The 22635-nt window shown below is 65.9% G+C and carries 22 protein-coding genes, 1 tRNA gene and 1 pseudogene; 11 read left to right on the top strand and 13 right to left on the bottom strand.

Features of this window, described 5'->3' with window-relative positions:
* Positions 1-444: 444 nt before the first annotated feature.
* The 3 genes from ACIB24_RS08175 (at position 445) to ACIB24_RS08185 (ending at position 3211) form a co-directional block, all read left to right on the top strand.
* Positions 445-729, top strand: a complete 285-nt coding sequence (locus ACIB24_RS08175) for a hypothetical protein (protein WP_398277898.1) — start codon at positions 445-447, stop codon at positions 727-729.
* Between the two features lie 119 nt (positions 730-848).
* Positions 849-924 (top strand) — tRNA-Ala (locus ACIB24_RS08180).
* Positions 925-1417: 493 nt separating this feature from the next.
* Entirely contained in the window at positions 1418-3211 is a 1794-nt protein-coding gene (locus ACIB24_RS08185) for a DUF4209 domain-containing protein (RefSeq protein ID WP_398277901.1), read from the top strand.
* 65 nt (positions 3212-3276) lie between these two features.
* Here the strand turns inward: ACIB24_RS08185 and ACIB24_RS08190 are convergent, their stop codons facing one another.
* On the bottom strand, positions 3277-3600 hold the full coding sequence (locus ACIB24_RS08190; protein WP_398277904.1) for an Lsr2 family protein: 324 nt from the start codon (positions 3598-3600) through the stop codon (positions 3277-3279).
* Between the two features lie 88 nt (positions 3601-3688).
* Positions 3689-4339 (bottom strand): restriction endonuclease, encoded by a 651-nt coding sequence (locus ACIB24_RS08195; RefSeq protein ID WP_398277907.1) that lies wholly within the window; start codon positions 4337-4339, stop codon positions 3689-3691.
* A 523-nt stretch (positions 4340-4862) separates the two neighbouring features.
* Here ACIB24_RS08195 and ACIB24_RS08200 point away from each other — a divergent pair.
* The 3 genes and pseudogenes from ACIB24_RS08200 to ACIB24_RS08210 all read left to right on the top strand — a co-directional run bounded on the left by ACIB24_RS08200 (position 4863) and on the right by ACIB24_RS08210 (position 10982).
* Positions 4863-5650, top strand: a pseudogene (locus tag ACIB24_RS08200) (aminotransferase class IV).
* Positions 5584-6528, top strand: coding sequence for an SUMF1/EgtB/PvdO family nonheme iron enzyme (locus tag ACIB24_RS08205; RefSeq protein ID WP_398277910.1), 945 nt, complete (start codon positions 5584-5586; stop codon positions 6526-6528). The pseudogene ACIB24_RS08200 and the gene ACIB24_RS08205 overlap by 67 nt, the downstream one beginning before the upstream one ends.
* Complete coding sequence (locus ACIB24_RS08210; protein ID WP_398277913.1) at positions 6525-10982, top strand: hypothetical protein; 4458 nt, start codon at positions 6525-6527, stop codon at positions 10980-10982. Before ACIB24_RS08205 ends, ACIB24_RS08210 begins: the two co-directional genes overlap by 4 nt.
* 158 nt (positions 10983-11140) lie before the next feature.
* On the opposite strand, the gene ACIB24_RS08215 is transcribed toward ACIB24_RS08210, so the two are convergent.
* The 4 genes from ACIB24_RS08215 to ACIB24_RS08230 all read right to left on the bottom strand — a co-directional run bounded on the left by ACIB24_RS08215 (position 11141) and on the right by ACIB24_RS08230 (position 14570).
* Positions 11141-11803, bottom strand: a complete 663-nt coding sequence (locus ACIB24_RS08215) for an abortive infection family protein (RefSeq protein WP_398277916.1) — start codon at positions 11801-11803, stop codon at positions 11141-11143.
* 411 nt (positions 11804-12214) lie between these two features.
* Positions 12215-12844: a class I SAM-dependent methyltransferase gene (locus ACIB24_RS08220; RefSeq protein ID WP_398277919.1), complete on the bottom strand. Its 630-nt coding sequence runs from the start codon at positions 12842-12844 to the stop codon at positions 12215-12217.
* A 45-nt stretch (positions 12845-12889) separates the two neighbouring features.
* Complete coding sequence (locus ACIB24_RS08225; RefSeq protein ID WP_398277922.1) at positions 12890-13948, bottom strand: diguanylate cyclase; 1059 nt, start codon at positions 13946-13948, stop codon at positions 12890-12892.
* 31 nt (positions 13949-13979) lie between these two features.
* A complete protein-coding gene (locus ACIB24_RS08230; RefSeq protein WP_398277925.1) occupies positions 13980-14570 on the bottom strand; it encodes a hypothetical protein in 591 nt (196 codons plus the stop codon).
* A gap of 97 nt (positions 14571-14667) precedes the next feature.
* Between ACIB24_RS08230 and ACIB24_RS08235 the strand changes: the two genes are divergently transcribed.
* Positions 14668-15285, top strand: a complete 618-nt coding sequence (locus ACIB24_RS08235) for a TetR/AcrR family transcriptional regulator (protein WP_398277927.1) — start codon at positions 14668-14670, stop codon at positions 15283-15285.
* Here ACIB24_RS08235 and ACIB24_RS08240 read toward each other — a convergent pair.
* The 4 genes from ACIB24_RS08240 to ACIB24_RS08255 form a co-directional block, all read right to left on the bottom strand.
* Positions 15229-15885 (bottom strand): hypothetical protein, encoded by a 657-nt coding sequence (locus tag ACIB24_RS08240; RefSeq protein WP_398277930.1) that lies wholly within the window; start codon positions 15883-15885, stop codon positions 15229-15231. The two genes, ACIB24_RS08235 and ACIB24_RS08240, sit on opposite strands and share 57 nt — an antisense overlap.
* A complete protein-coding gene (locus ACIB24_RS08245) occupies positions 15882-16253 on the bottom strand; it encodes an ANTAR domain-containing protein (protein ID WP_398277933.1) in 372 nt (123 codons plus the stop codon). Before ACIB24_RS08245 ends, ACIB24_RS08240 begins: the two co-directional genes overlap by 4 nt.
* Before the next feature lie 55 nt (positions 16254-16308).
* A complete protein-coding gene (locus ACIB24_RS08250) occupies positions 16309-16884 on the bottom strand; it encodes a GAF domain-containing protein (RefSeq protein WP_398277936.1) in 576 nt (191 codons plus the stop codon).
* A gap of 329 nt (positions 16885-17213) precedes the next feature.
* Positions 17214-17957, bottom strand: coding sequence for a response regulator (locus ACIB24_RS08255; protein ID WP_398277939.1), 744 nt, complete (start codon positions 17955-17957; stop codon positions 17214-17216).
* A gap of 24 nt (positions 17958-17981) precedes the next feature.
* On the opposite strand from ACIB24_RS08255, the gene ACIB24_RS08260 reads away from it, so the two are divergent.
* Positions 17982-18419 (top strand): response regulator transcription factor, encoded by a 438-nt coding sequence (locus ACIB24_RS08260; RefSeq protein WP_398277942.1) that lies wholly within the window; start codon positions 17982-17984, stop codon positions 18417-18419.
* Here the strand turns inward: ACIB24_RS08260 and ACIB24_RS08265 are convergent.
* Positions 18382-20085, bottom strand: coding sequence for a sensor histidine kinase (locus tag ACIB24_RS08265; RefSeq protein ID WP_398277945.1), 1704 nt, complete (start codon positions 20083-20085; stop codon positions 18382-18384). The genes ACIB24_RS08260 and ACIB24_RS08265 overlap by 38 nt on opposite strands.
* Before the next feature lie 262 nt (positions 20086-20347).
* Between ACIB24_RS08265 and ACIB24_RS08270 the strand changes: the two genes are divergently transcribed.
* Positions 20348-20563, top strand: a complete 216-nt coding sequence (locus ACIB24_RS08270) for a hypothetical protein (protein ID WP_398277948.1) — start codon at positions 20348-20350, stop codon at positions 20561-20563.
* Between the two features lie 9 nt (positions 20564-20572).
* On the opposite strand, the gene ACIB24_RS08275 is transcribed toward ACIB24_RS08270, so the two are convergent.
* Both ACIB24_RS08275 and ACIB24_RS08280 read right to left on the bottom strand, forming a co-directional pair.
* Positions 20573-20809 (bottom strand): response regulator transcription factor, encoded by a 237-nt coding sequence (locus ACIB24_RS08275; protein ID WP_398277951.1) that lies wholly within the window; start codon positions 20807-20809, stop codon positions 20573-20575.
* A gap of 14 nt (positions 20810-20823) precedes the next feature.
* Positions 20824-21132: a hypothetical protein gene (locus ACIB24_RS08280; protein WP_398277954.1), complete on the bottom strand. Its 309-nt coding sequence runs from the start codon at positions 21130-21132 to the stop codon at positions 20824-20826.
* A 254-nt stretch (positions 21133-21386) separates the two neighbouring features.
* On the opposite strand from ACIB24_RS08280, the gene ACIB24_RS08285 reads away from it, so the two are divergent.
* Positions 21387-21971, top strand: a complete 585-nt coding sequence (locus ACIB24_RS08285) for a type 1 glutamine amidotransferase domain-containing protein (RefSeq protein ID WP_398277957.1) — start codon at positions 21387-21389, stop codon at positions 21969-21971.
* Complete coding sequence (locus tag ACIB24_RS08290) at positions 21934-22623, top strand: DUF1345 domain-containing protein (protein ID WP_398277960.1); 690 nt, start codon at positions 21934-21936, stop codon at positions 22621-22623. The genes ACIB24_RS08285 and ACIB24_RS08290 overlap by 38 nt, the downstream gene beginning before the upstream one ends.
* The last annotated feature ends 12 nt before the right edge of the window (positions 22624-22635 follow it).

Here is a 22635-nt window from a genome sequence, read left to right on the forward strand (position 1 = left end):
AGACAGTCGGTGCGGCCCACCTGGCTCCGCTGCGGAGCCTGCTGCTGCGGACCGAGTCGGTCGCCTCGTCGAAGATCGAGCAGATCGAGGCCGGCGTCCGTGACTACTTCCGCGCGCTCAGCGGGGTGCGCTCGAACCCCTCCGCCGTGGCGATGGCCGCGGCGACCGGTGCGCTCGACCTGCTCGTCGACGCCGTGCCGGTCGGCGGGACGCTGTCCCTCGACGACGTCTTGCGGGCGCACCGGGAGCTGATGCGCTCCGACGCTCACGAGTCCGCCCACGCCGGTCGGGTGCAGAACGTCCAGAACTGGATCGGCGGCAGCGACCACTCACCGCGGGACGCGCTCTTCGTGCCGCCCCCGCCCGAGTCTCGTCTCGGCGTTCGTCAGCGCCGCGCGCGTCGCCGCGGAGGAGTCGCGCACGACGGCCGATCGGCTGGCCGAGTTGCCGGGAGAGGGGGCGGAGTCGCTGGGCCGGGTACGAGCGGGTGGCGCGGTCGCCGTCCTGCTCGACGCCTTGCCGGCCACCCCGGTCGTCTCGGCCGAGGATGTCGAGCGATTGACCCATGGGGGGCGGCTCTACGCGATGCTGCCCAGGCTGGTCGAGGCCAGGGTCCTGGCGCCCCTGACCGACCGGAAGCGCGACCAGCTGTGGGGAGCGATCGACGTCCTCGACGAGCTGGACGACCTCAACCGCCGCATCGGCCGGCGAGCCCTCGCGGAGCCCTGACCTGGGGTCTGATCCGGCCCGGCGCGCCGGGGGAGGGCCGATTTGGAGCGGACCCGGGGGCTACCGATAGACTCTTCCAGCTTCGTCGGGCGGTTCCTCGGAACCGTCCACGACGTGGCGGGGCTGTAGCGCAGTTGGTAGCGCACCTCCATGGCATGGAGGGGGTCAGGGGTTCGAATCCCCTCAGCTCCACCAAAGAGGCAAGGTTAGAACCTCGGACACGGGAAAGAACGCCGTAGCGCAAGCTGCGGCGTTCTTGTTCGTTCTGGACCTGTTGGCCGAGCTGATCAAAAGACCAGCTCAGAGCCTCCGCCCGAATATCTGACGTGCTCTCCCCGGGCGCAGCCTTGAAGCCCTCCGAGTCGTCGGCATCTGCTTCCACCTCTCGAACCTGTGCCGTGATCAACGCTTCGCCCAGGTCAGTGCGCTGAGCCCCGCCGACCAAGATCACGCGGTTCTCATCACAGTCGATCTTGATGCTTTCGAACCAGGCCTGATTGAAGTCACGACGCACGGTCGCCTCAGCCCACTCGTAGGCCTGTCCGATCGAACTCAGAACGAGGCCCACCTAACGGATGGTGTGCTCGGTCTCCTGACCGACGTTGTGCAGCAGTCCCACGCGTTGTAGATCATCCAGCCTCGGGCGTGGCTCCAGTGCGCCATATGTCGCAGCTGGTAACTGTTGCGCATGGAAAAGGGGAACTCCGACCACGAGGCAGAGCTGCCGAGTAGGGGCGAGCTCGAGCAGGTTGCGGCCGTGCTTGACGAGGCGGCCAGGACTCGCGGGCACTACTCGTTGGCTATGCGAGTCCGTGAACTCCTGGGGCTAGGCGCTCTTCAGGATGCAGATGATGACACCCCGCTCGCCAATCGAGCATTGCTCTGCGCGATTGAGTACCACATTGAGGTGCAGGAGGTAGGTGGTCAGCGCAGGATCAGATTGGCCCCGGGGCAGGAGTTTACGGACGGGTCCACTCCGCCAGCGGTCAATGACGTTGCCGACGATGTTGTGGACGTGTGGCGTGCCCTGATCCTGCTCGTCCGAGAGTCACCCTCATCTGCGCGGCTGCATCATCTGCTCTTCGAACGAGGAGGCGCGGACAGGGCTCTCCATGCAAGGACTGCGGCCACTGCCTATATCGACTCCGCCGAACGTTGGACTCGTGATCTTGATGCGGTCGATGACTTGAGCGCAGCGATCCGTCTTAGTCGAGCAGTCGGAGACAACGACACGGTCACCAAGGCCCTGCAGCGGGTGCTGCGGATAGCTGAAGAGCAGCTCGCCCGTGACGAACCAGCAGCGGGTGTGGTTGGGCGAGCCCTCCGATTAGCTATCGGGGAGCCTGGATGTCCCGACGCCGTCGACGGCCTGATCGAAAGGGCTGTCAAGGCGTGGCCCGGAATCAACCAGCGCGACTCCGCCTATGCGCTCCTGCTGATGCGTGCTCGCACAGTCGAGGATCGGCGGAGCGTATGGGAGCTCCGCATTCAGGCATGGCTTGACGCAGCTGATAACGAGTCGCTCAAACTCTTGCGGTCAATGCGACTACAACAAGCGATGCGCCTAGCTGAGCAGTCTGGCGATGGGGAACTGCGGCGACTGGCGGCGTCGCGTCTGCAGACAGTCCGCAATGAGGACCTCGAGATGCTCTGCTTCTCGGCAAGCTCACGGCGCTATCAGGAGGAGTTTGATCGGTTGGTTGAGCTGTACAGCGCTGGGATTACGTGGAAGGAGGCACTTGGGAGCTTTGCGACCATGCCTCCTCTAAGCGGTGACGTGGAGTCAAACCGTCGCATAATCCGGGACCGGCAGGCCGCGAATTTTCTCGGAAGCCTCTTTCCGACTTTGCTGCTCGGAGCCGATGGCCTGCCCATGTATGAGGGAACCTCCGAGGAGGACCGCTTTGATGTCGAACTTGTTCGTTGGGAGTGTGAGCTCATCTCGAATTGGGGTCAGGTGACCTCGGCTGCGCTCCATCGCGTAGTCGAAATTCATGGTCTCCCCGCCGAGCAAGACTTGGCGGCCTTCCTCAACTTGCCCATCAGGGAACCAGATGGCCGAGTCGGCCCAGCACTCGCACGGTCGCTCTACCGATACTGGTCAGGTGACAGCGAAGGCGCGGCATATACGGTACTGCCACGAGTCGAAGGCATTGTCCGGGACTTGGTGCTGTCTAGCGACTCAGGCATCGGCATCTATCGACTCCAGCGCGAACAGATACCGGGCCAATATGCAGGGCTCGGCTATCTGCTCCCACTACTAGGTAGCGAGCTGGGAGTCGACGAGAGTCATATCCGCTATCTCAGTGCCGTGCTCCGCCATCCTGCCGGATTCAATCTCCGCAACCAGTTGCTCCACGGATTTTCCTATGGCGCTCCCGGACCCGACACGGCAGCCATACTCATCCACGTCGCACTGTCCCTGGTGGCCATTCTTCATCAAAACGCATTCAGAGACGGTTCCACTGAGGAACGAGAGTAGAGCCGTCCGAGCGGCAAGCGCGGACGCCGACTCTCTGATGCTGATCAGGCGTCCATGGCTCGAATCTAGTTTCCAGCAGCTCGGTATTTGTCAATGACTTCGGCAGGGATACGCCCACGCGATGACAGCTCAATGCCGTTGCCGGCTGCCCAGATCCGCACCGCCCTATTGTCGACGCCAGTCGCCACCTGAACCGGCTTTCTTGTGCGTCGACCGCTGGTCTTCCGACCCGCGGCTACCCACGGATCGAGGGCTTTCCTAAGCGCTGCGGCGTTCTTCTCGGATAAGTCGATCTCGAAGTCGCGCCCGTCGAGTCCGAAGCTGACCGTCTCTGCGGCTGCTTTGCCATCGACGTCATCAATGAGTTCAACAGTTGTGTTGGAAGCCATGAAAACCATTGTCCACCAGTGAGGCCTGCCCGCCCATCAGAGGTGCAGTCGACGAGGTCGTGTCTTACGCGCGGCGCCGCCGCCTCGTCTATGAACCTTGGGTCGAAGGCAATGGCACGCCGATCAGGTCATGGAATCCGTGACCTTGCGAAGCCCAACGTTCGAGTTCAGCTCGCCCGATTAGATGGATCTGGTGTTGAGCGGCGAACAGGCGTGCGTTGCGACTGAAGCCGCCATTGGTCACGACGACCACGATGTGGGCGCCGTGGACTTGGCGTGCCGTGCCGTTGACTTGGTAGAGCACGGGGGAGCCGACGTTCTTGCCGACCGTGGTGTGTTTGCACTGGACGGCCACGACACGTCCGAACGGATCGGTGGCTTTGACATCGAGCGCCTGGTCGTTGCTACCGCCGACGCATTCCGCGCGGAGGCCGTCTCGACGTAGTAGGTCTCGGCAAGCAGTCTCGAACTGGCTCGGGGTCAGAAGGTCAATATGTCCCAGGGTCAGTCGAACGTTGGCGAGCCTCTCCGCCCGCTCCGCGACCCGGTGTCGCCAGGCAATGAAGCTGCTGTAGCCGGCGTAGCCGGCCACCAGCAGAATGAAGAGCGCGACGTACCAATGAGCGGCTAACCACTCATACAGCGATTGGAGAGCGGCCACGATGAGCACAATGATCAGGAAGCCGCCCATGAGCGGGACGGCTACGTCTCCCTGCTTCTTGCGTCTGCGTCGAGCCATGCTTCCACCCCGTCCACCCATGGCTGACGCTCACCATCAGCCACCCCGTGTGTTGATCAACTCACGATAGGTGACAGGTCCGACAGTCTTGAAGGGTTAGGCGGCAGGCTATTCGATGCGATGAGGCCGACCGTGCGGAGCCAGTCGGCGCTCGTCAGTGTCGGATACTCGGACATGAAGGCACCCGGGCGGGCGGGAATTCTTGCCGGATCCAGCACCCGTCCCGGTGCTGGTCTTAGACTGCTGATCGTCGATCTTCAGCGGACTGGCCAGCGCTGCACTACTGCTGCGCGGACGATGAACTCGCCGCCCGAGAATGCGGCCTGGCACCATCCCAAGCCGTGGCTTCCAAGGGAATGCCCGGGCGCTGCACCAGCGCTGCACTTCCGCCGCCCGAACTGCTTGCTGCTCGCAATGGGAACAGCCGACGGTGCCAGGATGCTTGGCATGGAATGACGGCATGCCTCTGCTCATCGAGGACGGACTACCACTCGGCCTGTACAACTACGGGCACTTCACCTCGATGCTTGTCGACCAGAGTGCGGTCAAGGGACTCGGGCTTCATCTGGAGCGATTGCAGCGCGACTGCCAGCTGCTGTTCGGGGTGGAACTCGATACCAAAGAGGTTCGGCGGCTGGTTCGGCAGTTCACCGATCGCAGCTCAGGTCCACAGGTCGTACGGGTCACCGTCTACGACCCGGCACTCGAACTGGGAGCACCGGGGAAGTCGTCACGGCTGCGCGTACTGGTGACCACCAGGGCGGGCAGCGGCGCGGCGCCCAAGCCGCTGCGGGTGACGACCGACGTCTATAGCCGGGAACTGCCCGCGGTGAAGCACGTCGGACTGTTCGGGACCATTCACCATCGGCGCCAGGCGCAACTGGCTGGCTACGACGACGTGCTCTCACCGATGCGGCTGGACAGATCAGCGAAGGCGCCACCTGGAACGCTGGTTTCTGGGATGGAACCCGGGTGACGTGGCCAGCTGCGCCAGTACTGCGAGGCGTGGCGATGCATCTGGTGCGTGAAGTTCTGTCCGACATCGGCGTTGAGAGCGCCGAAGTACCTATGCATGTTTCAGTGGCACAGTCAGCAGTGCAGGCATTCGCGACGAACGCGATAGTCGGGGTTCGACCAATTGCTGCGATTGACGGCGTAGATCTTCCCGGTGACGACGCTTTCCTGGTAGCCATACAGAAGGCCTACGCCGCCTTGGTCCCGGCCCCCTGTGAGGTGAACCTGGCATGCCCCAGACCGTCCGCACCTGGACGGGCCGCGAGACGCGGGCACTGCGCGAGGCGACGCGCATGAGCCTGCGCGACTTCGCGGCCTATCTCGGCGTCGGTCAGCGGACGGTGCCGAAATGGGAGGCCGGTCGTTCCGCGATTCAGCTGCGGCCGGAGACCCAGGCCATCCTGGATGCGGCACTAAGCCGCACCACCGAGGACCAGCGAGCGCGCTTCGAGGCATCACTGAACCATGGCGCGCACGATGTTGGCCCGCGGCCCTCAGGTGGTTCGCGCTTGGAGGTGTCCACGGCCGCCAACGGCGCTCAGGTGGTGCGGGCGCATCCTGTCGACGGCAAGCAGATGGCCCTCGTCGGAGCGGGGCCGTTCCTGCCGGGTCCCGATAACGAGGTTGTCGAGCTGCCTGCCTTCTACATCGACATCACGCCGGTGACGAACCAGGAGTACGCCAAGTACATGGTCGCTACCGGGGCCGCCGCTCCTGCGCACTGGGAGGCAGGTAGCTGCCCACCAGGGCTGCTGGATCACCCGGTGGTCTTCGTGACACATACCGATGCTGAGCGGTACGCGGCATGGGCCGGCAAGCAACTGCCGAGCAGCCTGGAGCGGGAGAAGGCCCGGGGGACGGGCGGAAACGTGTATCCGTGGGGCAACCAGCCGTCGCCGGCCAAGTGCAACGTTCGTGAGTCAGGACCAGGTCGCACGACGCCTGTCGATCGCTACCACAGCGGAGTCAGCGTCTACGGGGTCTACGACCTCAGTGGCAACACCTGGGAGCGGTGCGGTACCGAAACGACACCTGGCAGGTTTGCGCTCAAAGGCAGTGCCTTCACAAGCCCGTTCACCATGGCCCAAGCGACGGCCTCGAACGATGCGTCATCCATGATGATGGACGATGACACCGGCTTTCGATGTGTCGTGTCGGAAGAAGGGGCGACGTGAGCCCGGCCCCGGGAGGCGAGTCCGACAAGATCGGCAACCGCTACGAGCAAGCCTGGACTGTGCGGCATCTCATCTACGTCCTCGTGGGGCATGGCGAGTCGATCAAGGTCGAGGACCGCGGCGAAATCGGGGATGGTTCGGAGTTCACGTTCCGCGCGGACGGTGAAGTGCATGTCCATCAAGTGAAGCGGCAACACGGTCTGGTCAATAATTGGTCAGTTCGCTCCTTGCAGAGCCTCGGAATCTGGAAGAACGCTCAGCGTCACGTCGCTCTAGGGCGGACATACCATTTTGTGTCCACCATTCCCTTTCAGCATGGCGTCGAACTGATCGACTTTGCGCGGCGGTCCGCCTCGCCGTCCGATTTTCAGCAGAATTGGTTGCCGAACAAGCCGCTCCGCGACGATCTCGTCGAGCTGAAAAGCGATGAGCTTCTGGGATCCATGGAGGAAGCCTGGACGACGCTTCGGGGCATGACGGTTCAGTGGCCCGATGAGCGCGAGCTTGATAGGGGAAACGCTGCGCTCGCCAGTCTGCTCTTTGAGGGCGTTGCCGGGCAACTGGCAATTGCTGGTCTGTCAAAGCTCGTTATAGATCATTTAGGCGTTGAACTAACTGCACCCTATATTGATGGTCTCCTTCCGAAATATGGTCTTCGTCGCACCACGTCGGCTCGCAGCACCGCGCTTGGGGACCAAGTACGAGCAGCGACGAGTCGCTGGTTAAGTGCAGTCTCGGCTGAATTGTTGCACCCCGTTATTCGACGCGATGAAGCGATGCAGTTAGAAGACCTGATAACGAGCGATCGCGGGCAGCTAACATTTCTCGTAGGCACGGCTGGCGGGGGCAAGAGCGCAGTGCTCCACCAGACCGTTGAACGTCTTACGTCGCAGGGCACACCTACATTGGTCTTCCGCCTTGATCGCCTTGATCCTTTTGCGTCAAGCGAGGAGCTGGGTGCTCAGTTGGATATCAACGCCTCACCTGTAACAGCATTGGCCAGCGCTGCCGCGGGGGCTCCCTCTGTCCTCGTCGTCGATCAGGTCGACGCTGTGAGCTTTGTGTCCGGGCGTATGCCTTCAAGTTTTGATGTCATCGCTGACCTGATCCGTGAGGCCACGGCCTTCCCGCAGATGCGGGTTGTGCTCGTCAGTAGAAAATTTGACCTGGACAATGACGAACGGATCCGAGGGCTAGCGCAGCGGCCTGAGACATCGACAGTGACCGTCGGCCAGTTGACGGACGAGCAGGTCAATGCTGCGGTTCAGGCCATGGGTCTCCGGCCGGAAGCCTTAGAAACGCAACAACGGGATCTCCTGCGGGTGCCCCTGCACTTGGTTCTTCTCTCCATTGTGGTCGCTGAACCGAATGCCCTTAGGTTCGAAACGTCCATGCATTTGTTTGATGCCTACTGGGATCGCAAGGCCCGTGATGTCGCGAGAGACCGGCCCGGGACGAAACTGATCGATGTTCTCCGCGTCATGACTGAGGCGATTAGCTCGCAGCAGCGTCTTTCGGTTCCCATGACCGTGCTGGACAAGGATGGTCTGACTGACAGCGCGACAGTCCTTGTGTCTCAGCACATTCTTGTGCGCTATGGGCGCGAGATCGCATTCTTCCATGAAGCGTTCTTCGACTATGCATTCGCGCGGCTTTGGATCGAGCGCGACGAATCACTGACCCTCTTTTTGGAGTCTGGTGAGCAGGAGCTCTTCCGGCGCGCGCAGGTTCGACAAATTATGACTCACCTGCGCAGTTCATACCCTGAGCGATTCCTTCGGGACCTGGACGAGATGTTCCGAAGCGATGCCATCCGTGTCCACATTAAGGAGGCGGCCCTCGCGGTGCTCGGCGTCATAGCTGACCCCCAGCCCGACGAGTCGGACCTCATGGTCAGTCTCAGCGGCAGCAGTGCTCAACAGGCAGGTCGCATATGGTCGCATCTACGCACTGTGGCCTGGTTCCAGCGCCTGGATGCCGACGGGCACGTCGAACAATGGTTGGCTAGTGGTGATCAGGCACTGCAAGAGCGTGCGCTGCAATTGATAGCAGCGGTCGCTCGCGGTGTTCCCGACCGGCTGGCCGGTCTTTTGGCTGCTCATCGTGATGAGCCCACCTATGCTTCTTGGCTGCGGTGGATCGTTCGGTTTGCTGAGGTTCAATCAAGCCAGGCGCTTTTTGATCTGCTTTGCGAAGGTGTTGGCAGCGGGCTCTATAGGGGCTTCGAGGATGAACTATGGTTCTCCATTTACGGTCTCGCCGAACGCCGTCCTAGGTGGATGGTCGATCTCTTTGTTGCCTATCTCCTGACGAGCAAAGCCGGCCTTACGCTCGGGCCAGATGGTCAGGTTGCCGCCCTAAATGATCGACGCCATTCCTTCAGCGAAATGGCAGCGCAGGCTGCCAAGGCTGAGCCTGCCTATTACATCGACAAGTTGCTGCCGTACCTGCTCGTCGTTATGTCGAAGACCCAAGTGGAGCATAGCGGTGAGGGCCTGCCAACTGACGCCCACTTCTCCCATCGGGATCCTGGCGACGCCAATGACTCGGATCTAGGCGACGCACTCTTTCACGGGATGGCCGTGGCTATTAAGCAGGTTGCTGGCGACGATGCCGACGAGATTGAACTGACCATCGAGCTCCTTGCACTCTCTCCGCACGACGCTGCCCAATGGCTTCTCTATCAAGGGCTGATCGCTTCTGGGGAGTCTTACGCGGAACGCGCCGCCGAGATCCTGCTAGAACAGCGATCTAGGATAATGAGCGGCTATGCGGGCAACGGTGTCTGGACGACCCGGGAACTCTTGCAGGTGATCGGTCCGCATGTGGACGCAGATACCCTCGCGCGAATCGAATCTCTCGTACGTGACCTTCAGTTCTCGTGGGAGCGACGTCGGCCGGGTTGGTATGCCTTCACGCTGCTATCTGCGCTAGATGAGTCGCGGCTATCGGATTTGGGCCGACGCCGGCTCGGTGAGTATCGACGCCTATTTGGTGTTGAGCAGCCCGGAGAGCCTACAAGAATGGAGGGAGGTTTTATCGGCTCACCGATTCCCGATGCCGCCGCTCCGTCTATGAGCGATACGAATTGGCTACAGGCGATGAACAGACATCACGCTGAGCGAGAGGATTGGACGTCCTTCACCGGCGGTGCGCGCGAGCTATCGCGAGTGCTCCAGGAACAAGTGAAACAAGATCCAGAAAGATTCGCGCGTCTTTCGCTAAGTCTTACATCGGAGACGAATCCAGCCTACGGCGACGCTATCCTCGTGGGTCTTGGTGAGGCCGAAGCGATCAACGATGATAATCTCATTTATAGCGCGATTCGCCATATTGCATCGTTCGGCCACGAAGAGAATGATCGCTGGCTGGGGTGGCCCCTGCGCCTCTACATGAAGCAAGTTCCGCTGGACTTGGTCGAGCTATTGCGTGATCGCGCGCTCACTACTACCGACCCATCAGATGATGGAATGCGTATCTGGGGTGACCGAGAGCAGGAACGAGCGAGAGATATCGTTTCGTCGGGCATCAATACTGCCAGAGGTAGTCTGGTCAACACTCTCGCGAACCTTGTGATCTTCGACGGGCTGGACGGAACGCGGGCAGATGCGGCATTGCCGGTGGTCGAAGTGCTTTCAGCAGACCCCTCAATGCCTGTGCGTGCGTGTGTGGCCCGCCTTATTCGGGCTTGCATAGAGTATCAACGCCCGGAGGCAATACGCGCATTCTGGCGCCTCATCGATGCGCCAGACATCCTCCTTGCCACCGAGCACCTTTCGTGGTTGATCCGCATCCTCGGTGACGAGAATCCAGCCTCGATGCAACCCGTCGTAGAGAGAATGCTTGCGTCGTCGGAGGCTGAGGCGCGGTCGGCCGGGGCTGGGATGGCTACCTTCGCCGCGTTGGAGTGGGCCCTTCCGCAGATGCTCGAATTAGCCCTCTCTGGTGATGACGCGACGTCGCGCGCGGAGGTGGCTCGGGTCTGCGCTCATCGGCTGGTTCATACGTCCAACGTCGAGATTGCGACCGCGACTCTCATTGGCCTCATGGATGACGAATCTGAGGCAGTCCGCAAGGCTGCCGCCGAGGTAGCGGTGGTCTTGCGCGGTCAGGCACTACAGCCCTATCGAACTGTTGTGCAGGCCCTGATGTCCTCGCGTGCTTTCAGTAACGCACTGCCACAGCTGCTGATCAGCCTGGAACGTGCGCCGGATCGGGTGTCCGGGCTAGTGCTCACTTGCGCTCAAAGTTTCGTGGCTCTGTTTGGTGCGGATGCCGCTGACGTCCGTGCAGGGTCTGCAGGCGAAGCTCGTGACGTCGCTGAACTCGTAATTCGTGCTCTTGCTCAGTCGCGGACGTCGGCCGAGCGCGCAGCGTTGCTGGATGTGCTCGATGAATTGCTGTTGGTCGGCGCCTACGGTGTGGAAGACGTGATTGGGGCAGCGGAACGTTAAGGTCCAATCGATAGATCGACTAGTACGACGGCAACCGTTGAACGAGTAGATTGGGTTGATCGCCAGCGGTCGACTTCTCTTCTCTAGGAGGCCATTTGAGGGGCCTCAGGATGTAGTCATCCAGGACTGTTCGGATGGATACAGCCATACGTCGGCGGTTATTGATAGATGTGGAGGGGGGCGTATCGAAGGAGAAGTCGCTTCTCCCCGACTTGGTCGAAGAGAACAGTCGCTACGAGACTGTCGTCATGCCCTGCCACTCCGATCACGCGCCCGTCACCGAACGTCTCATGAAAGACGTTTGCGCCAGCATCGAAGGGGACCTCTGGGTCCCATCGGCGAGTACCTCGCCTGGCGGGGGCCTCTTGCGGAGGTGGCGCCATTACGGGCGCGCCCTCGTCAGTGCGAGCCTCGTAAAGATCGCAGAGATACACAACGGCGGGCAGAACCATACCTACGGCCAGCCGGCCTGCAGCAGCATCGATAAGGGGTGCTCCACTGCGACCATGACCGCTTCCACGCGCGTTACGGAGCTCGGCCATCCCGGTCATTACGGAGAAAAGGCTGCCGAACATTCGCTTGATTGCCTGGGCCTCGTTCCTGTCCTCGCTCGTAATGGTCGATGGATGTACACCAAGATGCCGAAGCGTCTTTTCCACTAGCGCAGGGACATCCAGCTTCGTCTCGGGTCCTGTACCCGTCAGGCCAAGGATCGTTTTGCATGTTGTCTCGCCCAGATCTTTCGCCTGTCCAACGACCGCTTCCGGGTCGTCAGCGAAATCGCGTCTGATGCGGTCAACCTGCCGCCGCATTTCGGCCATGCCCAATCGCCCCCGCCTCGGCCGCCGGTTCCCCGACGAGTTGCCGTTGCGGTCGCTTTAGCCCCGCTGCGCGTGGGACGGCGTCCACGGTCGACACGTTGACGCCGAACATCACGGCCAGGCTTTTGCGAGGTAGGCCAGTCAGGTGCGCCGCCAAGAGCTCGGCCCGACGAGCAGCGTCGAGACGCTTCTGAGTCTGCCTTCGGGGGCGCGTGGACGTCACGATCGGACACGGACTACCAGGCTTGACCTCTGGAGATTCGACGTTATTGGCCAGGGATCGCAACTTCGAGATGGGCCGTTAGGACCACCAATGACGGAAGACCCGGGCACGCACTTCGCCCGGGTCTTCCGTCGCTTCTGAGGCAGAGTGATTCGAGGAGCCGCGCAGCGGAGCGAGGACGGGCGCGGTCAGGCGGTGGCCAGTACGACCCGGCCCTCGGGCCGCTCGGGTGATCCTTTGACCAGCTGCGTCACCGCGCTGTAGCCGGCGGCCTTCGCCAGCTCGGTCACGGCGTCCTCCGTCTCGTAGAGCCGGTGCCCTGCGGGCGGGAAGCGCTTCTGGGCCATCGCCGGCATGTTCTGCTTCAGCTGGTACCCCAGCGCCAGGAGACCTCCCGGGCGCAGCACGGAGCGGATCCGAGTCAGCTCCGCGACCGGCTCGGGCCAGAAGTACAGGACGTGGTTGGCCATCACGAGGTCCGCGGGCTCGCTCGCTCTGAGCTCCGGGGTGCCGCCTTCGAGCAGCGTGAGCCGCCCGGCCGCGATGGCCGACCGGTTGCGCTTGCGGGCCTGGGCCAGCATCACGGTGGACAGGTCGACGCCCCACACGTGCGCCTCCGGGAACCGGTCGAGCAGGGCCTGCAGGCCGACGCCCGGCCCCGGTCCCAGTTCCGCGACGCGCGCTGCGGGCCCGTCGTGCCGGCTCGCTGCCTCCTGCACCACCCAGCGGCTCAGATCCGCGTTGCCCTTGGCCATACCGCGGCCGACGACCGCCCCCAGCAGTCCCCGGGGATGACCGAACTGTTCTGCAAGCCCCATGGCCGCATTATCGCCACCGGACGGTCTCCGGATGCGCCGAACGCGTCAGTCGAGCGTCCCCGCGCGTACCGCGTTGCGGCCCGACTGCTTCGCCGCGTACATCAGCCCGTCGGCGGCGTCGATCATGGTCCAGACCAGTTCGGCCGGTGGAGTTCCCGTGGTGCCCGGGTGGGTCGGACGACGTCCCAGAACGCCGATGCTGACCGTCACCCCCCACGGTGACAGCTCCTGTTCCACGGCGGCCCGGATGCGTTCGGCCAGGGCTTCGACCTCGGCGCGCCGACGGACGGTCGCCACGACGACCAGTTCCTCACCTCCGGTCCGCGCGACGACGTCCTCCTCGCGCACCACGGCCCGGACCACCGATGCGACCCGGCGCAACATCTCGTCGCCCTCGGCGTGACCGTGCTGATCGTTGATCAGCTTGAAGTGATCGAGGTCGGCCATCAGCAGCACGAGCCACGTGCCCTGTTCGGTGGCGCGGGTGACGACGCCGGGGCTCTTCTCGGTGAGACCACGCCGATTGAGCAACCCCGTCAACGGGTCGTGGACGGCGAGCTGCCGGGCCTCGCGCAGCGCGGCGTTCAGTTGCTCGCGGAATTCCAGGACGGCCATCGCCGGGGCCCAGCTCATGATCGCGGCCGCCGCCGCGATGATCAGCCGCCACTCCAGCGAGCCGTCGCCGGCCAGCACGGCCACCGCGGTACCGGCCGAGGCGAAGGCCGTCATCGCGTAGGAGGCGGTCCGCCCGTGGGTCATGGACAGACTCAGCGCGATCAGCACGTTCGCCAGGGCCACGGCCACCAGCAGGAGCCGGTTCAGGGTGATGACGCCGAGGACGGAGACCAGGACGACCCCGAACAGGTGCTGGGGAACGATCCGCCAGGGATGCACCCGCCCCATGAACAGGCTGAGCAGTCCGAAGCAGACGAACGTGCCGGCGCCGGCCCACAGCAGGAAGTCGGCCCGTGGATCGATGATGCCGGGAACCAGGGCCATCACCACGAGCAGCACGGCCCCGACCACGTTGCCCGCCACGTCGATGATGACCAGGACACGCGGGGCCTCGTGGTCGGGGACCGCGGCCGAGGCCTGAGAACGCATGGAACGTGTGTCGGCAGATCGGAATGCGTGGCTAAGTGCCCGGCCGGTCCTTCGTCGCCCGGCCCAGACGGACGGCTGCGACCAGGAAGAAGATCGCGCCCGGCACCGCGTAGGCGACGGCGGTGCCCAGCTTCGGGGCCGCGGCGGAGGCGGCCGCGACGAACGACAGCCCCGCCAGTACGGAGAGGCCACCACTGATGATCATCGGCCACTGGCCGCCCATGCCGCGCCGCTTCACCCCCACTATCAGCTGCAGCAGGCCGGCGGCCACCGCCCAGGCGCCCCACACGCGCAGCACCGCCGGGACCCCGGAGGCCCCGGCGAAGGCGAGGCCGGCCGCCGCAGCGGTGCTGACGGCGATGTTCAGTCGCAGCAGCACGGGGGAGGCGGCCTTGCGGCCGGCGCGCAGGTCGAGGACGGCAGCGGCCACGTCGACCAACGGGTAGATCACCAGCAGGGTCGTCACCAGCGGGTTCAGATCGCCGGCCAGGCTCAGCGTCACGGCCGCCCAGACGATCGCGAACACGCTCCGAGCGAGGTAGAGGCGGCGCAGCGCAAGGGCGGCCGAAGCGGGCGTCGTCGCCGAGGTGGCGGCGGAACCGGGGCTGGTGGTCGTCGGCATGATGCCTCCAAAGGAAGAACGATCGTTCTGTCTCTTGAAGGTGACGCACGACCCGAGGCCTTGTCAAGACCGAACGTTCTGTCTCTACACTGGAGGCATGTCCGCGAGTCGCGTCGAGCCGCGCCCCTCCGAAGCGCGTCAGCGCCTGCTGGGGACGGCTAGCCGCCTCTTCTACCTGGAGGGCATCCACTCGGTCGGCGTCGACCGGATCATCGTCGAGGCCCAGGTGACCCGGGCGACCTTCTACCGGCACTTTCCCGGCAAGGAGGACCTGGTTCTGGCCTATCTGGGCGAGGCGGATCGAGCCATCCGGGGTCAGGTCGAGACAGCCGCCGCCACCACTTCCGGCGTCGACGCCGTCCGGGCCGTCGCCGAGTCGATCGCGGACGGCATCCGGTTCTCCGGGTTCCGGGGGTGTGCGTTCCTGAACGCCGTGGCCGAGTATCCGGACGCCGCCCACCCCGTGCACCAGCTGGTCCTGGCCCACCGGCAGTGGTTCCTCGACACCGTGCGGGACCTGCTGGCCCCCGTCCGGGGGGACCGGGCCGAGGACGCCGCCCACCAGTTCGTGATGTTGCGCGACGGCGCCATGGCGGCCGGCTGTCTCTTCGACCCGGCCGTCGTGAGCGCGACGTTCCTCCGCGGTGTCGACGGGCTCCTACAGAGCGGCGTCGCCCGCGAGCGTCGGGCTGGGCCGGGTGCTCACGGGTCCTGACCCGCGGCCCGGCCGGTTGCGTGCGCCGGCGGCCCGGCGGTTGATCCGCCGCGCGCCCAGGACGCCTTCGATGGTGTCCGCCAGCGGGCGGAGGGCACGGGCCAGGCGTTCGGCCTGCGAGAAGGCGACCGGGGTCGTCGACCATGCGCACAGGGTGCCCAGGGACAGGCCGTGAGTCTCCCGGATCGCGGCCGCGGCGTAGAAGCGCACCTCGCCCAGCTCGCCCGTGACCTGGGGATGGAGTCGCAGGCCAGGGTCCAGCCGTGCGTCCGCCGTCGCGAAGGTGCGCTGTCGGCCCGACATCGTGCACAGGATCCCGGCGCAGATGCCGTGATCGCGCGGAATGGTCGTCGCCTGCCCCCAGGGGAGCTCGATCAGGCTGCGCTGCACCTCCCGGTTGATGATGTTCAGGGCGGCGAACTGGGCCCGCGTCGCGGCTCGGGCCCGCTCCACCAGCAGGTGCAGCAGCCGGGCATCCTCGTCCGCCGGGTCCGAGATGTCGGGCCAGGGCTCGAAGGAATCGACCTGGATCTGACGCAGCCGCTCGCTCGTGGTGGACGGCCGCCCGGACGGCGGAGGGCCGGCTTCCGCGGGGATCATCTCTCGGCGGAGCCGCGCCCTGGGCGGCTCCACCGGGAGGGGTCGGAGTCGTCGCCTCGGACGCGACGCAGGGCGTCGGCCAGCCGGGACGTCAGCGCCGCGCACGCCGGCGCATCCTCCACGGCCACCGTCGCACCGTCGTTCAGAGCCACCAGCAGTCGCGCAAGGTCTGCTGCGCGACGGTTCGTCAGGTTCGACAGCTCCCGGAGGACGAGCCACGCATCGCGAGTGGTCAGAGTGAAACGGCCGGCCAGGATCCCGACCGCCAATGCGTTGACCGTCCTTGACGTGAGCGCCTTTTCGAGATTCTGGAGCCGTCGGTCGGGACCGCCGTCCTGCCCGACGAGAACCGATGCCGCCTGGTTCATGCCTGCTGCCTTCCGTAGTGACGTCGAGGGCTGATCTCCCGGGACGGGAGTGCGTTCAGCTCGCCAGAGGGCCGAAGATCGCGTCGCCGTAGTCGGTTCCCGGGACGTCACGCCACCGAGCGTCGAGCACGTGCTGAAGGCAGTCACGGACCGAGGCGAGACGCATCGCCGCCGCCTCGGCTCGCGCAAAGGTGGTCGACTGCAGCGAGAACGCGCACAGCGTGCCCAGCAGCTCGCCGCGGGAGCCGGTCAGGCTGGCTCCGACGTAGAAGCGGATGGCGGCGATCTCGCCGGAGACCCAGGGACTGTCGTGGAGGTCGGGGTCCGTACCGGCGTCCGGGGTCGCGAACACCCGGTGCAGACCGGTCATGGCACACAGGATCCGACCGCAGATGCCCTCGGTCCTACCGATGGTCAAGGGGCCGGCGGCGGGTGCGCTGGCGACGGTGACCTGCAGGTCGTCGCGCAGCACGTTGAGCGCGGCGAATTCGGTGCCGGTCGCGCGCCGCGCCTGTTCCAGCAGCATGTTGAGTTGCACGTCCTGCAGCCCCTGGTTCATGGGCTGCGGGGGCCGGATGGTCGCGAGCGCGTGAGAATCATTGCCCGCAGTGGTACTTCGAACGCCGTCCACGATGCCTCCTGATGGGCGGCCGGGTGGACGGAGACCGTTTGTCCGATCCGTCCACCCGGCCGGGTGGGCCCCCGTTTCCCGCGGTCCCAGCCCTGACCCAGGTACCTCCTGCGCAGGCTGGCTCTCCGTGGTCGTCATCCCTGACCGGACGAGGACATGCAGAGGTTTCGACCCTCAGGGGGCGCGGGTCGCTGCTGCAGCGGCCTCAAATCAGGAGGGACGTTCGTCGGCGCGCAGCGGGGCCGCAGGGTGTGCTCCGTCAGGCCGGATGCACCGGCCCGACCTAGTGCATAGGCACCAGCTGTGCGGGACGGCAAGACCCCGGGCGTTCAGTCGTGGTCGCCGACCCCGGCGTCCACCAGGCCCATCCGCAGCCCGATGGACAGGGCCTCGAGCTTGGAGTGGGCTCCGAGCTTCGCGGACAGGTTGAGGACGTGGTTGCGGATGGTATGGACGCTGACCACCAGGCGTTCGGCGATCTCGGCGTTGGTGAGCCCTTCGGCCAGCAGGTTCAGGATCTCCCGTTCCCGCGCGGTGAGCCGTTCCGAGCCCGAGGATTCCGAGCGTCGCAGCTGCGGCAGGAGTCTGGCCATCATGGTCGGGCTGACGACGGCGCCGCCGGTGGCGGCATGCCGGACGGCGGCCACGACCTCGTCGACGTTGCGCGACTTGTCCACGTAGCCGCGGGCGCCCGCTTCGATGCTGGCGACCAGCACCTGCTCGGAGGTGCTGGCGGTCAGCATGACGACACTCAGGTCGAGATACCGGTCGGTCAGTTCCTTGACCAGTTCGGTTCCCCGCCCGTCCGGGAGCCGGTCGTCCAGGAGGACCACGTCCGGGCGGACGGCCTCGATGATGCCCCGGGCCTGTCCGACGCTGGAAGCGCTCGCCGCCACGGTGATGTTCGGCTCCGCCTCCAGCACGGCGGCCAGACTTTGCGAGAACATCTGATGATCATCAACGATGACCACCCTGATGGGCGGCTCTTCCCCCGAGGAGTTCACACCACCATGCTCCAACAGGATCTTGGTCATGAGCCGTAGTGGCGACCCGGGAATCGATGTGTGTCGCATCCGCGTCCGGCGGAGGAGGTCGAGATGGCGTTGAAAGTCGTTGTCGCCGACGACGATGCGAATGTTTGTGCCGCTTTGTGCGACCTGCTGCAGGACGACGAGCGGTTGGAGGTGACGGCCACCGCGGAGAACGCCGAGGACGCGGTGCACCAGGTCGCCGACACGCACCCGGACGTGGCGGTCCTCGACGTGCGCATGCCGGGCAGCGGTATCGAGGCAGGACGGCGCATCCTCCAGGCCTCACCGGACACCACGGTGGTCCTGGTGTCCGCGCAGGTCGACTCGTCACTGGTCACGGCGGCCCTCGCGGCCGGCGTGCGGGGGGTGTTCGTCAAGGGTCGCCTGGGCTCGTACATGCCTGATCTGGTGGTCTCCTGCCACCAGGGTGCGGTGGTCCTCGACACCCCCGCCGCGGTCGACGGTCTCAGAGCTTTCGCCGGTGAACCGGGAGCCCCGGCCTGAGGTCCCGGGTGTCGCCCGGGTTCAGGGGATCGCCCGGTTCGGTCTGATCCTCCGACTCGAGCGGCAGCCACAGCTCCATCACCGTCCCGTTCGGCTCGCCCGCCCGCAGTAGGCAGCGCCCGCCGATCATGGCGGCCCGGTCGCGCATGGTGGTCAGGCCCCGGTGCCCCGGGGCGGACGTCAGGTCGCCGTCCCCGATGCCCACGCCGTCATCGATCACGCTCAGCGTGATCCCGCCGTCCGCAGGTTCGGCGGCGATCCGGACGCTCCGAGCGTGAGCGTGCTTGCGGGTGTTGATCAGGGCTTCGCGCACGATCCGCATCGCCTGCACGTGCGTGGACGCCGGCCACCGGCACCCGTCGGGCACCGTGACGGCCCAGCCGACCTCGGCGTCCTCGAAGACGTACGCCGCCATGTCGCGCAGATCGTCGCCCAGTGTTCCCGAACCGCCGCTAGAGTCCAGGTCGAACAGCAGTCGGCGCAGTCGGTCGGTCGCGGTCGAGACGGCCGCCCGCGCATCGACGGCCACCGGCAACAGGTCCTCCGCAGACGCGCGCAGTCTCCGCTCCAGCAGGCTCAGTCGCAGGTCGACCGCCGCCAGGGACTGAATGGAGTCGTCGTGCACGTCGGCTGCGATCTTGGCCCGCTCCCGGTCCTGGGTGTCGACCACCCGTCGCAGCAGCCGGTCCCGTTCCGCCGCGAGGAACTGCACCTGACGTCGCGCGACGAACCCGTCCAGGGCGGAGGACAGGTTCCGTCCCGCCGTCCGCAGGACGTCGGCCCGTCGGTTCGTGGCCGTGCTCGCGCCGGAGAGCAGGACGAGGGCCGCCACCGCCCGTCCGTCCGCGACGATCGGGACACCGACGAAGGTCGCGGCTCTCGTAGCGTCCAGCAGGGCCGTCATCGGGGAGTCGCCTTGCCCGTCCGCGGCGAGGCCCGGGCCGAACAGGTCGTCGGTCTGGATGCGCAGCCAGTCCCAGGCCGCGATGTCGATCAGCTCCGGTGAGGCCTCGTACGCCAGTCGACGAGGCAGCGTCGCGGCCTGCCGGAAGCCGGTGATCGTGGCCCCCTCTCCCGGGTCCTCGGTTCGTTCGAGGACGAAGGCGGCCACGTAATCGCCTCGGGCGACCGCCAGCCGGCACACCCGCTCGTACAGGTCTGCTTCGTCGGCGGCGCGCACGATCGCGTCGTTGAGTCCGGCCAGGAACTCGAAGGCGCGGCCGAGGTTGTCCGCCCGTTCGAGCGCCTCGATCCGGGACGTCGCATCCACGATCGACACGACGGTCCTGACCTCGGTGCGACCTCGCCACGGCGTCAGGCTCACGTCGGCCGGAAAGCTCGTGCCGTCGTGGTGCAACCCACGGACGCCCTGGCCGGCGTCCAACCGGACTCCCGTGGCGCCGTGCTCACCGGGGCCGTCCGTGGCCGGCCGGCCGGCCACATCACGCGATGCAGGACGCTGCGACGCGTGGGTGGCGAGGAAGGATCTGACCGTGTCGTGCCCGTCGGCCAGCAGGCGGTCCAGAGGGCGGCCCGTCAGCTGAGCGACGGGGCTGCCGAAGACGGCCTCGCACACATGATTGGCGTAGACGACCGTTCCGGCCGGGGAGACGACCAGGACGGCGGCCGCGGTCGCGGCCAGTAGGTCGTCGACTGCGCCGTCCAAGGTGATGACTGCGTTTTCCCAGCCGGCCTCGAAGTGCAGATCCCGGACAGCGTGCACCGTAGCTCCCGACCGGCGCGCATCTCACGCCCGGGCCGAGGCTACAACCAGTTGACGTCTAAACGTAATCGTACAACTACAGAACGTAATGATCAAGGAAAGCATGGCGGCCATCTGCACCTGCCGGATCGGGTCCCTGCCGCCACGATGGTCGGGCCGAGGTCGCCACCGGTGACCGATCGAACCGAGTGCCCGAGGAGCTGTCATGAGTGAGCTGACCGGTCCTTCGCCGGAGGTCCCGTCGGACGAGAACACCGATGAGCTGGTGGATCTCGACCGGGCGGCGAGCCTGATCGGAGTCCAGCCCGACCGGGTCGAGGCCATGGTCGAGGAGGGCCTGCTGCACCCGGTCGACCCCTCCCAGGCCGAACCGCAGTTCCGGGTCGAGGAGGTGAAGGCGGTAGCCATGCTCGGCGGCTGACCGTGGGGGTCAGCCCCTCGACCGGAGGAGCGGGACGTAGAGACCCTCACGCACCGCGCGTAGGGCGGCCAGGGTCCGCGTCGGTGCGGCGAGTTTGACGAGCACGTGCTCCATGTGGGCCGCCACGGTGCGCGGGGCGACGTTCAACGTGCGGGCGATGTCCCCGTTGGACAACCCGTCGGCCAGGAGGCCCAGCACCTCCAGCTCCCGTGGCGTCAACCCGTGCAGGTCGCCCTGTGGCGACACCAGGATCAGGCCGATCAGCGCAGGGGCACGTGCTCGGGGGCGGCGAGGACGGTGAGGCGGCGGTGCCCGTGCAGGGGGCGGCGACCGCCCACCGGCCAGAGGAACGACGAGTAGACGTGCCCGGTCCCGAGCCGTTCGCGGGCGGCCGCCAGGACCGGCGAACGCGGGACCAGCAACTCGTCGTCCGGCGGGAACCCCGGGAGCGGCCGACAACCGCCGTCCGCACACAGCGCGACCCCCGCCGTGGCCCCGCGGACCAGGTGGGCGCCCGCCGCCAGCCGGCGCATCGGGTCGGCGCCCTGGGGAGGCGCCGGCCGCGACATCCACGGTTCACGTTCGGATTCAGAGTGCACGGCCGACCCGTCGCTCGAGTGACCGCTCCACGCCTCGAAGCAGGATCTGCGCATCGCGCCTGCCCACGACGTTATCGCGCCGGGCTGCGACCGCATCCCGCGACGACGTCGGCCGGCCGTGAGCGGAGCCGGCCGGAAATGGGCAGGGCTGCCGATGCGAGGCCGACGGCGACGGGCGTTGGGTGGGACCAGCGACGAATATGAGCGGTACCAGGAGGTCTGGCATGCCGGGATCGGCGGGAACACTGAGTGGGCGACGCGTCGCCATCCTCGCGGCGGACGGGGTGGAACGCGTCGAGCTGGAACAGCCGCGCCAGGCGTTGGAGGACGCGGGCGCCAGTATGGCCCTCATCTCCCTCCAGGACGGAGAGATCGCGGCCCGCGACCACGACCTCGAGGACGCCGGCACCTTCGCCGTCGACGGCCTGGTCGCCCAGGCGTCGGTCGACGACTACGAAGCCCTGCTGCTGCCGGGTGGCACGGTCAATCCCGACAAGCTCCGGATGGAACCCGATGCCGTGCGCTTCGTCCGGGACTTCGTCCGGTCCGGCAAACCCGTCGCCTCCATCTGCCACGGCCCCTGGAACTTCGTCGAGGCCGACGTCGCCCGCGGTCGAAGGCTCACGTCGTGGCCGAGCGTGCGCACCGATCTGCGCAACGCCGGGGCGGAGGTCGTCGACGAGGAGGTCGTCACCGACGGCAACATCACCACGAGCCGGTCGCCTGACGACCTGCCGGCGTTCTGCCGACGCATCGTCGAGGAGTTCACTCATGACGCGAGCCCGGCCCGTGCCGCAGACGCTCGATGAATCCACGGTAGGAGGTGTCGGCCGGGTCCTTTCGGCCCGCCGGGTGCTGACCAGCCTGAGCGCCGGGCTCGTGGTCGGCGCCGCCGTCGCGTCTTTCTCGGAGCCGATGGTGGCGGCGCTCGCGGTCTGGGTCGTCGCCGGTGGGGTCCTCCTCGGCTGGGTATGGCGACTCTGCTGGCACCGGGACCCGGCCGGGAGCAAGGAGCTGGCGGAGGAGGACGAGCGGTCCCGCTCGACCGACGTCTGGGTGGTGCTGGCTGCGGTGGTCAGTCTCGCCGCCGTGGTCGTGGCCCTGGTCCGCTCCAGCAGTGGGCAGGACGCGACGGCCGTGATCACCGTGGTGCTCAGCGTCGTCGCGGTGGTCCTGTCCTGGGCGCTGGTGAACACGGTGTTCGCCGTCAAGTACGCCCGCCTCTACTACATGGACGAGCCCGACGCCGAGGGGTTCGACTTCAAGCAGGACGCCCCGCCGACCTACAGCGACTTCGCCTATCTCGCGTTCACGATCGGGATGTCGTACGCCGTTTCCGAGACCGAGCCGACCTCGACCCGGACCAGACGCGTCGCGCTCCTGCACGCGTTGCTGTCCTACCTGTTCGGTACGGGAGTGCTCGCCGTGGCCATCAACCTCGTGACGAACCTCGGCCAATGAAACGTCGAAAAC

The organism is Spongisporangium articulatum, assembly GCF_044465595.1.
GTDB lineage: Bacteria > Actinomycetota > Actinomycetes > Actinomycetales > Kineosporiaceae > Spongisporangium > Spongisporangium articulatum.

Excerpts from the sequence above, each read along its gene's own strand:
- ACIB24_RS08220 (WP_398277919.1), bottom strand. The coding sequence starts at position 12,844 with ATGGGGCTTGCAGAACAGTTCGGTCATCCCCGGGGACTGCTGGGGGCG.
- ACIB24_RS08215 (WP_398277916.1), bottom strand. The coding sequence starts at position 11,803 with ATGGCCGAAATGCGGCGGCAGGTTGACCGCATCAGACGCGATTTCGCT.
- ACIB24_RS08230 (WP_398277925.1), bottom strand. The coding sequence starts at position 14,570 with ATGCCGACGACCACCAGCCCCGGTTCCGCCGCCACCTCGGCGACGACG.
- ACIB24_RS08225 (WP_398277922.1), bottom strand. The coding sequence starts at position 13,948 with ATGCGTTCTCAGGCCTCGGCCGCGGTCCCCGACCACGAGGCCCCGCGT.
- ACIB24_RS08290 (WP_398277960.1), top strand. The coding sequence starts at position 21,934 with ATGACGCGAGCCCGGCCCGTGCCGCAGACGCTCGATGAATCCACGGTA.
- ACIB24_RS08195 (WP_398277907.1), bottom strand. The coding sequence starts at position 4,339 with ATGGCTCGACGCAGACGCAAGAAGCAGGGAGACGTAGCCGTCCCGCTC.
- ACIB24_RS08240 (WP_398277930.1), bottom strand. The coding sequence starts at position 15,885 with ATGATCCCCGCGGAAGCCGGCCCTCCGCCGTCCGGGCGGCCGTCCACC.
- ACIB24_RS08205 (WP_398277910.1), top strand. The coding sequence starts at position 5,584 with ATGCCCCAGACCGTCCGCACCTGGACGGGCCGCGAGACGCGGGCACTG.
- ACIB24_RS08245 (WP_398277933.1), bottom strand. The coding sequence starts at position 16,253 with ATGAACCAGGCGGCATCGGTTCTCGTCGGGCAGGACGGCGGTCCCGAC.
- ACIB24_RS08235 (WP_398277927.1), top strand. The coding sequence starts at position 14,668 with ATGTCCGCGAGTCGCGTCGAGCCGCGCCCCTCCGAAGCGCGTCAGCGC.
- ACIB24_RS08190 (WP_398277904.1), bottom strand. The coding sequence starts at position 3,600 with ATGGCTTCCAACACAACTGTTGAACTCATTGATGACGTCGATGGCAAA.
- ACIB24_RS08285 (WP_398277957.1), top strand. The coding sequence starts at position 21,387 with ATGCCGGGATCGGCGGGAACACTGAGTGGGCGACGCGTCGCCATCCTC.
- ACIB24_RS08255 (WP_398277939.1), bottom strand. The coding sequence starts at position 17,957 with ATGCGACACACATCGATTCCCGGGTCGCCACTACGGCTCATGACCAAG.
- ACIB24_RS08260 (WP_398277942.1), top strand. The coding sequence starts at position 17,982 with ATGGCGTTGAAAGTCGTTGTCGCCGACGACGATGCGAATGTTTGTGCC.
- ACIB24_RS08270 (WP_398277948.1), top strand. The coding sequence starts at position 20,348 with ATGAGTGAGCTGACCGGTCCTTCGCCGGAGGTCCCGTCGGACGAGAAC.
- ACIB24_RS08280 (WP_398277954.1), bottom strand. The coding sequence starts at position 21,132 with ATGTCGCGGCCGGCGCCTCCCCAGGGCGCCGACCCGATGCGCCGGCTG.
- ACIB24_RS08185 (WP_398277901.1), top strand. The coding sequence starts at position 1,418 with ATGGAAAAGGGGAACTCCGACCACGAGGCAGAGCTGCCGAGTAGGGGC.